This is a genomic window from Streptomyces boetiae (assembly GCF_031845405.1).
In the GTDB taxonomy this organism is placed as follows: Bacteria; Actinomycetota; Actinomycetes; order Streptomycetales; family Streptomycetaceae; genus Streptomyces; species Streptomyces boetiae.
This window is the reverse complement of sequence record NZ_JAVREN010000062.1, coordinates 20818-28435: the sequence shown is the minus strand read 5'-3', so window position 1 is coordinate 28435 and position 7618 is coordinate 20818. Positions and strand designations below refer to the sequence as shown.

The window sequence follows — 7618 nt, the reverse complement described above, 5'->3', positions numbered from 1 at the left end:
TGGGGCTCGGCCGGGTCAGTAGGCGCTGTTGACGTTGTCCATGGAGCCGTAGCGGTCGGCGGCGTAGTTGCAGGCGGCGACGATGTTGGCGACGGGGTCGAAGGGGTCTTCGGGGGTGCCTTCGACGTGGTAGGTGTCGAAGGTGGGGTCGATGACCTGGAGGAGGCCCTTGGAGGGGATGTTCTCCTGGGCGTTGGTGTCCCACATGTTGATGGTCTGGGGGTCGCCGGAGGACTCGCGCATGAGGTTGCGGTGGATGCCTTCGTAGGTGCCGGGGATGTCGTGTTCGTCCATGATCTCCAGGGCCTCGTTGATCCAGCGCTCGATGTCCTCGTCGTCGGCGGGGACGGGGTCGGGCTGCTCGTCGTGGGCGATGGGTATCAGTCGGCCCTGCTCGTCGTACTCGGCGCCGCGGCCGTCACCGGTGGCCTCGGACTCCGGCTCGGACGCGTCCTCGGTCTCGTCCTTGGGCGCGGCGTCGTCCTTCGCCTCGTCCTTGGGCTCGGGCTTGTCCTCGGCGGCGGGGTCCTCGTCCTGGCTGGCGGGGGCCTTGCCCAGGGCCTGGCCCTGGGCGGTGAACGCGGCGGGGGCGTCGGTGGCCTGGGCGACCTGCCCGGCGGTGGGCTCGGCGGCCTGGGCCTGCGGGACGAGGGTGAGGGAGGCGGTCACGGCCGCGGCGGAGGCGGCGACCAGGCCGGCCACACGCACCCGGCGGGTGGTGGGCGTGGTGGGGGTCGTCTTGGTGGCGGTCATGGGAGAACCTCCCGGGCGTATCGGGGTTTATCCCGCGATGTGCGGCGACGCGGACCAGTGTGGGAACCGGCTCCCGAGAGGGGCAAAGGTGTGACCTACGACCGGGGGCCGTAGCGGACCGCCCGGTCCCGCCCGCCAGTCCAACGCCCCGCACCACCCCCGCACACCCGGCCTCTACGAAGCGGGGCCGGACGTGACCCACGCCCCATGGCAGCCCTCACACCCCACCCCACCCCCCACCACCCCCCGCCGAAGGCTCCGGCACACAGCGTGACCACGATCGTTACCGTTGGCGAACGCCCACGTGCCTCCCGTCGACGACCCCGCCCCCTCAGCCCGCCGCGCGCTCCCCGCACCCGGCTCCCCTGTGGCCGACGGCACGCCTGGCGTCTCCCGGCGGTCCCGCGTTCCCGCGGGCGTCGGTCCACAGCCCGCCGGCCTTCGCCTGCGCGCCGGACGGACGCCTCGCGGTCCCCTGCCGGCCCCGTGTTCCTGCCGGCGCCCCGTTCTCCGGCTTCTCCCGTCGCCCGGCTACGACGCGATCCCGGGGGGCGGCCTGGTGGGGTCCGCGCGTTATCGGGTATGCCTGGTCGTTCTGTGGTGCGCCTGGAGTTGTCCACGGCACCCGGCGACTTCCCGGGGCGTGTGTGTCCTTCGCTGCCCGGCATTCCTCGGCGCCCGTGTGCCGCGTCTTCCGCCGTCGCCCGCTCCGCCGTCCTCCGTTCGGGTCCGTGGTCCGTGGTCGCCGGGTTGGCCGCGTCTGGGGTGCTTACCGTGCGGTGTGTTCTGGGTGACGGCCCTACGTTTCTGGCGGCCCGGGGTCTCCGGTCCTGGGCGTCTGTGTTCTCGGCGGGCGTGGCGCGTTCTCCCCGGCGCGCCCGCCCGGTGTGTCCCTGGTGGCCCGGCCGCGCCGATGTTCTTCCGTGTGCGGTGCGTGTGTGGCTCGTTCGCGCTCTCCGGCGTGCCCGCCCCGGCGGGGAAAGTCTTTCCGACGGGCCGGGCGGTCTCTCCCCTTTCCATCTCCTCTCTCCCTCTCGTCTCTCCTGTCCCGGGTGTCTGGTGTGGGGGTGCGGGCGGGGGCGGGGCTAGGATCCGGTCGTCGGTCGTCGGTCGCGAGGCCCGCACCTCCCGAGCGCGGAGCGGGCCGGCGGGGCGGGTCCAGGGAGCGGGGTGCGGGTATGGCGGAGCCGGGTGGGGGTGTGCGGCTGTATGGGGATCTGGCGTCCTGGTGGCCTTTGATCTCCCCGGTCGAGGTCTACGAGGAGGACGCGGAGATCGCGGCGGAGCTGTTCGCTTCGGCCACCCGTTCCGTGCGGGAGGTCCTGGAACTGGGCAGCGGCGGGGGACATCTGGCCCGTCACTGGGGCTCCCGCTACGCTCTGACGCTGGTCGATCTCTCCCCGCAGATGCTCGCTGTCTCCCGGGCCCTGAACCCGGGGGCGGAGCATCTGGTGGGGGACATGCGGACCCTGCGGCTGGGGTGGGCGTTCGACGCGGTTCTGGTGCACGACGCCATCGGCTACATGACCACCGAGGAGGATCTGGCGGCCGTGTTCCGCACGGCGTTCGCGCATTGCCGTCCGGGCGGGACGGCCGTCTTCTTCCCCGATCATGTCGCGGAGAGCTATGGGCCCGTCACCGCCTGCGGGGGCAGTGACGGACAGGACGGCCGCGGGGTGCGGTACCTGGAGTGGGGGCTGCCGGCGGTGCCGGGGGAGTGCAGTGTGCGCACCGACTACACCTTCACGCTGCGAGGGGCCGCCGGTGAGGTGGAGGTCGTCCACGAGACCCACGTCACGGGGCTCTTCCCCGTCGCGGTGTGGGAGCGGCTGCTGGCACAGGCCGGGTTCGCGGTTTCCGCAGTCCGTGAGGACGGCGGAAGGGAGCGCACCCTCTTCCTGGCCCACCGCCCGGCCTGACCCCCCTGGAGGAGGGACTGCAAGCGAGTGGCTCTGGCCCGTGTCCGGTGGTGACGAAGGGTGGTGGGTGTCGTCGACTTCATGTGCGGGATGTCAACGAGCTTGTGGGCGTGGTGTTTTCGGGGTCGCCGGCGCTGGTCGTCGAAAGGGTGGCCGGCCAGGTCGGGGTCATCCGGGTGATGGCCCGGACCCAGGACGGGGCGGTGTCGTGTCCGGTGCGCGGGACACCGACGGAGCGGGTGCACGGCTTCCGCTGGGCGGTCCGTGGCGGACGTGCCGGTAGACGGCCGGCGGGTGCTGGTGTCCGTGCGGGTGCGGCGCCTGGTCTGCCCCATGGCCGGGCTGCCCCCGGCAGACCTTCCGTGAGCAGGTGCCCGGTGTGCTGGGGGGCGTTACCGGCGTCGGACGAGCCGGCCGGCAGTTCAACCTGGCTGCGTGGTCAGGGAGTCAGCGGGCCGGGCTGGTGCTCGCCTCTCCCTCGTCTTGTCTGGGCGCGGTGCCGCGTTCGACCGCGCTGCGGATCCTCATGCGGCTCCCGCTCCCCTCGCCGCGGGTGTCGCCTGTCCTGGGGGGTGGACGGCTTCGCCCTCAAACGCCGTCACCGGTACGCCACCATCCTCACCGACCCCGAGACCGGCGAGCGGACCGACGTCCTGCCTGGTCGCAACGCTGACACTCTGGAGGCGTGGCTGCGTGAGCACCTGGAGCAGAGATTGTGTGCCGGGACGGCTCCGGCTCCTATGGCGAGGCGATCCGCCGGTCCCTGCCCCAGGCGGTGTCAGGTCAGCGACAACCTCTGCGACAAGAGTAGGTCGGGAAGCTGGGAGAGGCGAGGGCCCGGGCGGGAGCGTCCCGGCGGCCGCGAACGGGGAGGGGCGATGGCGCAGTTCGGCGACGGGGGCGGGGGGACGGAGTTCGGCGATGCGGAAGAGCTGAAGGGGTTCAAGCCGCTGCCGGACGATCTGCGGCCCGAGGTCCGCAGTTTTGTTCTCGCGCTGCGCGGTCTGTTCAACGTCACGGGGAAGTCGTTGCGGGTGTTCGCGGTCTACCACCACATCAGCCCCCCGTCGGTGTCCCGCTACCTCAAGGGTGCGGATCCCGGAGAAGGACTTCCTCGATGTGCTGATGAAGTCGGCCTGCAAGACGCATGACCGGGAGGTCACTGCCGAACTGCAGGGTGATGTCCACCGGCTTCACCGGGAGGCGCTGCTGGCTACGGATCCGACCCGCTACCGGGTGCAGATGGCCGGCGACCGCCTGGAGGACGCCATCCTCCAGAAGGAGGAGGCGGAGCTGCGGATCAGGGACCTGGAGCTCAGTGTTTCCGGGCAGAAACACCAGCTGCGTCAGCTCGAACAGCTCGAGCGGGAGCTGGGGGAGGCACGGGCCGGGGACCGGGAGCGGGCTGCTGCGCAGATCGAACCGTACCGCGGCGGGCAGCGGAGCCTGGAGGAGCAGTGCAGCGATCTGAGGGAGGAGATCCACCGCCTCGAAGGCGAGCTGGCCAGGGCCGAGCGTGAGCGTGACGAAGCCCGCCCACTGCCAGGAGCTGGAGGACCAACTGGCCGTCGCCCAGGACGAGGCCGAAAGACACGAACTCCAGGAGCAGGCAGACATAGAGCGCCCCCCGGTTCGCGGAAGCCGCCGGCATCGTCGAACAGCGCATGGAGGACCTCGACCGGGTTCAGCGGGAAGCCGACGAGGTTCGTCTTCAGGCACAGCGCTACGCGGCCGAGCGGAGGGAAGAGGCGGACGCGCTCTGCGAGGAGACGCGGGAGAAGGCGGCGCGGGCGGCGGCGGACTTCGAGACCGGCCTGGCGAAGCGCCGTGAGCAGTCCGAGCAGGAACTGGCCGCCCTGACGAACCGCCGGGACACCATCAATGCCCAGCTGATCAGTGTCCGGGAGATGCTGCCAACGCTGGCCGGCGCCCATTCCGCGGCAGGACAGCCCGTCCCGGGTGCGGCAGGGCTGGCCCCGACCTTCGAGCCGTTCTGGTTCGCCGTCCCGGCGGCCCGTCCGCTGTACGGCGAGGACGGCTCGCCGACCCCGGTGGCCGAGCTGGCGCCGGGCACCTGGTATCTGGCGGTGGAGCAGCGCGGCCAGGCGCTGGTGGCGCAGACCCAGGACGGGCGGCGCGGCGTGCTCCACGACACCTCGGGCATCCAGCGCGGCCAAACCGCGTGAGGTGAGTCGGACTGCCCCGGGTGGCCCGGCCACACGACTCGGTCATGACATACACCCGGCGTGGAGTCGTTTGACGGCCGGGTTCTCAGCCGGGTCTCCGCGTCGAAGGCGCGGTGGGGCCCGGTTCGTGCCACCGCTGGCCGTGACGCTCTGCCCGGCCACTGACCAGGCCTTTGAATGACGCGGACGGGGTGGGCACGCCGGGACGTTGGCTGAAGCGGTCGGCGCCTTACCGGCCGCTGGCCCCGTCGGTGCTTCCGTTGGTTCGGCGCGGGCTCGCGGGGGGCGGGCGTTGGCGGAGGCGCAGGGCGGTGTGGATGGCGGTGGGCGGGGTGGCGGCGGTGGGCGCGGCGAGGTCTTCGAAGTGGACCCAGAAGGGCAGTCCGTTGGCGTTCCGTTCCTGGTGGACGTAGGGGGCCAGGGCGTCCCGCAGCCGCACGATCCCGGGGCCGTGGGAGCCGATGACCAGGCGGGGGTCGATCATGCCGTGCGCGACGAGTTTGTCCAGGTCGTCGAAGAACAGGCCGATGGTCGCGGCGTGGGTGCGGGCGGGCTGGGGGAGGCCGCGGTAGCCGGCCGGGTGCTCGCGGGCGAGGGTGTGCAGGAGGTATTCCTGCGCCTCCAGGTAGGCGGGGCTGCGGGAGTGCGCGAAGGCGCCGAGGAGCACCGGCAGGTGGTTCTGGCCGCTGCTCGGGCGCAGCTGGCGCAGGGCCGGCTAAAGCGAGGTGATCAGCGCCGCGAGGGAAAGCGTCACGGAAGCGAGGTTCCACGCCCAGGCCGCGTCCACCGCGCGAGGCTGGGCCCCGGCACGTGCGGGCCGCAAGCCCGGCCGGCCGGTTCAGGGCTGCTGGAAGCTGAGCCGCCCCGGGACGAAGAACGTCGGCCTCGGTGCTGGCGGCACCGAGGCCGGGGGCTGGTCCGCTCAGCCGGGTGTGCCTGGTTCTTGCTGTTCGTCTTCGTCCGGCTCCGCGGGGCCGGACGCGGCTTCGCCGCCGGCTGTGGGGTCGGCTTCCGTTGCCGCCTCGTTGGCCGTGGGGTGGTCGTCGGGGCGGGGTTCGCCGGTCACCGCGGGGTCGTCGATGTCGGTGGTGTTCTCGGCTGTCGCGCCGTCGTCCTGCTGTTCGGGGTGGGGGGTGCGGTCGTCCAGGGCGATGGTGACGGTGTCGCCGGTGGGGGCCAGGCCGGTCAGGCCGTTGTGGATGCGGTGGTAGAGGGTGGTGGCCAGGGCCCAGTCGCCCTCGCCTTTGCCGGTGGTCTCCTGGATGGTGAACAGGCTGATGAGGATGGCGATCAGGGACCGGCCGGAGAGGGCGGCGGTGATCCGGCTGTCGGGGAGGTCGGTGACCCGGGCCGGCATGCGGAAGTGCGGGTGGAGGCCGGCGCGGGAGGTGATGAACTCCCACAGGTCGCGGTGGCACACCAAGGCGGCGGAGGAGACCTGCGCGGCCCGGGTGAGGAGTTCGCTGTGCTGCGGCGTCACCTCCGGTGCCCGCACCGCCTCCTCCCTGCTGTCCTCCGCCTTTTCCTCCTCGGGCTCCCGGTTCTGGAGGGCGGATTCCAGCTGGATCGCCAGGCCGGTGAAGGCCTGGCGCAGCCCCCCGACCTCCTTCAGCAACTCGGTCTGCGTCACCAGGACCTCCCGGACGCGGTCGGCCTCCGGCAGCGACCGTGCCGCGAGCCCTTCCTGCTGCGCGGCGGTGAGGGCCTGGAGGCCGGCGCGCAGCGGCGCCAGCGCCTCGGCCACCTGCTCCGCCACGGACGGGCCGGGCTCGGCCGGAGCAGGCGAAACGCCTGCCTCAGTCACAGCGGCGAGCACGTCGTTCTGCGTGGCGGTGAGGGCCTGGAGGTCGGTGCGCAGCGGCGCCAGCGCCTCGCTCACCTGTTCCGCCACAGACGGCCCAGCTTCCGCTTCGGGCGCGGCTGCGTTCTGCGCGTCCGTCCCGGGGGCCGGCAGGAGCGCGGCGCCGGGCGCCGGACCGGCGCCGTTGCCGAGCCCGGCGAGGACGCCTTCGACGTCTTCCGCCGCGCCCTGGGGGAGCACGGTTCCGTCCGGGATGGGAGGGCCCCCGTCCACGGGCGGGGTCTCCGCGCCCGGGGCGAGCAGGGGGGCGCCCTCGGGGCCGGGCTTTTGCGGGCCGGGCTCGTCACCGGCCGGCGGGCGGAGGCTGTCGATGGCGGTGTGGAGCTGCTGGAGTTCCTGCCGTACGAAGGTCAGGATGTCCTTGACGTCGATGGCGAGGTCGTTCTTCCCGGACATCAGCCGGTTACGGGCCTCATTCAGGCTCGCCCGCATCTTCCCCAGTTCGCCGGTGACCGCTTCCCGGGTCGCCGCGTGGTCGGTCTCGTCGGCCCTCTGCAGCCGCTCGAAGCCTTCCGTGATGGCTGTCCCGAGTTCCCTGCGCGTGTCGATCAGCGTGCTGTGCAGCATGCTCAGCGCGTTGGCGTCGTTGTTTCCGCGGGCCACGCCGCTCCTTCCACAGTAGGTAGTCATCCGATCCCTGGCGGCACCGGGCCGGCGGCAAACCAGTCGAAAGCAGCAGCGCACAGAACTGGCCAACTCCCCGAGAGGAAGGGGGAGGTGACGCGCTCGGCCCCCCGGCCGCAGGAGGGCTGCCCCCGGCAGGACAGCACCTCTCGAAGCCCCGGAGCGGGCCGCAGTCGACCTCGCCCCGGGCCGGTCGGAACCCTCAGTGCGAGCGCCGTGCCGCCCACGCTCGCTTCCTCCAAAGCCAGGCCGCCCGCGAGCGCGCCGAACGGCAG

Annotated in this window: 5 protein-coding genes and 2 pseudogenes; 4 read left to right on the top strand and 3 right to left on the bottom strand. The window is 72.5% G+C overall.

The window, feature by feature from the left end; translation table 11 throughout:
• Positions 1–15 precede the first annotated feature (15 nt).
• Positions 16–753 (bottom strand): transglycosylase SLT domain-containing protein, encoded by a 738-nt coding sequence (locus RM780_RS25450; RefSeq protein WP_311633242.1) that lies wholly within the window; start codon positions 751–753, stop codon positions 16–18.
• Positions 754–1931: 1178 nt separating this feature from the next.
• Between RM780_RS25450 and RM780_RS25445 the strand changes: the two genes are divergently transcribed.
• From RM780_RS25445 to RM780_RS25430, 4 genes and pseudogenes are all read left to right on the top strand, one after another.
• On the top strand, positions 1932–2672 hold the full coding sequence (locus RM780_RS25445) for a class I SAM-dependent methyltransferase (RefSeq protein ID WP_311633241.1): 741 nt from the start codon (positions 1932–1934) through the stop codon (positions 2670–2672).
• Between the two features lie 83 nt (positions 2673–2755).
• Positions 2756–3532, top strand: a pseudogene (locus RM780_RS25440) (transposase); the annotation flags it as partial.
• An 18-nt stretch (positions 3533–3550) separates the two neighbouring features.
• The gene (locus RM780_RS25435) at positions 3551–3823 is read left to right on the top strand and encodes a hypothetical protein (RefSeq protein ID WP_311633240.1); all 273 of its coding nucleotides are present in this window, start codon (positions 3551–3553) and stop codon (positions 3821–3823) included.
• 792 nt (positions 3824–4615) lie between these two features.
• Positions 4616–4858 (top strand): annotated as a pseudogene (locus RM780_RS25430) (hypothetical protein); the annotation flags it as partial.
• Between the two features lie 229 nt (positions 4859–5087).
• Here the strand turns inward: RM780_RS25430 and RM780_RS25425 are convergent.
• Both RM780_RS25425 and RM780_RS25420 read right to left on the bottom strand, forming a co-directional pair.
• Positions 5088–5525 (bottom strand): DUF4760 domain-containing protein, encoded by a 438-nt coding sequence (locus RM780_RS25425; protein WP_311633239.1) that lies wholly within the window; start codon positions 5523–5525, stop codon positions 5088–5090.
• 255 nt (positions 5526–5780) lie between these two features.
• Positions 5781–7322, bottom strand: coding sequence for a hypothetical protein (locus RM780_RS25420; protein WP_311633238.1), 1542 nt, complete (start codon positions 7320–7322; stop codon positions 5781–5783).
• Positions 7323–7618 lie beyond the last annotated feature (296 nt).